The organism is Microbacterium sp. Bi128 (assembly GCF_918698205.1).
In genome coordinates this window covers 1-1463 of sequence record NZ_CAKKMM010001274.1, presented here as the reverse complement: position 1 = coordinate 1463, position 1463 = coordinate 1, and the positions used below count along the sequence as shown (strand labels likewise).

Below are 1463 nucleotides of genomic sequence, written 5' to 3'. Positions count from 1 at the left end.
CCTTCGTCTTTCTCCCGGCGATCCTGGGCTTCGGCCTGGCATTCACGAACGCCAGGCTTGTTTCCCCGCGGCCCGTCGAGTTTGTCGGCACGGACAACTTCGCGCGGCTCTTCGCGGATCCCGTGTTCTGGCGCTCACTGCTGAACGTCAGCTACTTCGCCGTCGTGGTGGTGCCCGTCCAGTCCGGACTCGCCCTGGCGATGGCCCTCCTGATCAACAAGAAGTTCCGCGGCGTGAACTTCTTCCGCACCATCTACTTCCTTCCCGTGGTGACGTCCATGGTGGTGGTGTCCCTGCTGTGGATGTTCATGTACCGCAAGGACGGCCTGATCAATGAGTTGCTGTCGGCGGCCAGTTTCGGCCTCATCAACGGCCCGGACTGGCTCAACGATCCCGCCACCGCCATGCCGGCCATCATTGCCCTGTCCATCTGGCAGGCCGCAGGCTTCCACATGATCATCTGGCTCGCAGGCCTGCAAAGCATTTCCGGGGAACTCTACGAGGCCGCCCAACTCGACGGGGCCAGCCGCTGGCACCAGTTCCGCTTCGTGACCTGGCCCGGCCTCACCCACACCCGCACCCTGGTCCTGGTGACCATCACCATCCAGGCGCTCGGGCTCTTCGACCAGGTCAGCGTCATGACCCAGGGCGGGCCCCTCGATTCCACCACCACCATCATCTACGAGGCGGTGCGCTCCGGCTTCAAGCAGCAGGAGACCTCCTACGCCTCGGCCATCTCGCTCGTGTTCTTCGTGCTCGTCCTGCTGATCTCCGCAGTGCAGCGCTACCTGACCCGAGAGAAGGACTGACGTGAAACAGACACTCATTTCCAAGGGTCTCGGCAATGCCGCGACCACGGCGGTCCGCCTCCTGTTCGCCGCCGTCGCCGCCTTCCCCATCGTGTTCATGATGGTGTCCTCGCTCAAGCCGGACCAGCAGACCTTCGGCGACATGTCCTCGGTGGCGGCGTTCCTGCCGGTCGGCAACATTTCGCTGGACAACTACGCGGCCGTGTTCGACCGGGTGCCGGCCGCCCGCTTCCTGATGACCTCCATCGGCATTTCCGCGGTCACGGTGGTGCTAGGCATCTTCATCAACCGCCTATGCGCGTTTGCCCTGTCCCGGATGGAGGTCCGCGGCAAGCGCGTGGTGTTCACCGCGATCCTCGCCACCCTCATCGTGCCCTTCCAGACGCTGGCGCTGCCGCTGGTGTGGTGGGTCAACCAGCTGCCGTACTTTGAGCTCAACGGGTTCAGCCTCGAGATCTCGAAGGGCTGGCTGGACACCTACCAGGTCCAGATCATCCCGTTCATCGCCAACGCGTTCTCCATCTACCTGTTCCACCAGTACTTCGAGTCCATCCCGAAGGAACTGGACGAGGCTGCCCGGATCGACGGCGCGGGCTGGTTCACCATCTACCGCAAGGTGGTGATGCCGCTCGCGGGACCGGCGACCGCCACCGT

The 1463-nt window shown here is 64.0% G+C and carries 2 protein-coding genes; both read left to right on the top strand.

From position 1 onward, the window contains the following. On the top strand, positions 1–809 hold an 809-nt coding region (locus tag LQV45_RS31965), incomplete at its 5' end, for a carbohydrate ABC transporter permease (protein ID WP_230011488.1). A gap of 97 nt (positions 810–906) precedes the next feature. Then, the coding region (locus LQV45_RS31960; RefSeq protein ID WP_230011491.1) for a carbohydrate ABC transporter permease at positions 907–1463 on the top strand (557 nt) is incomplete at its 3' end.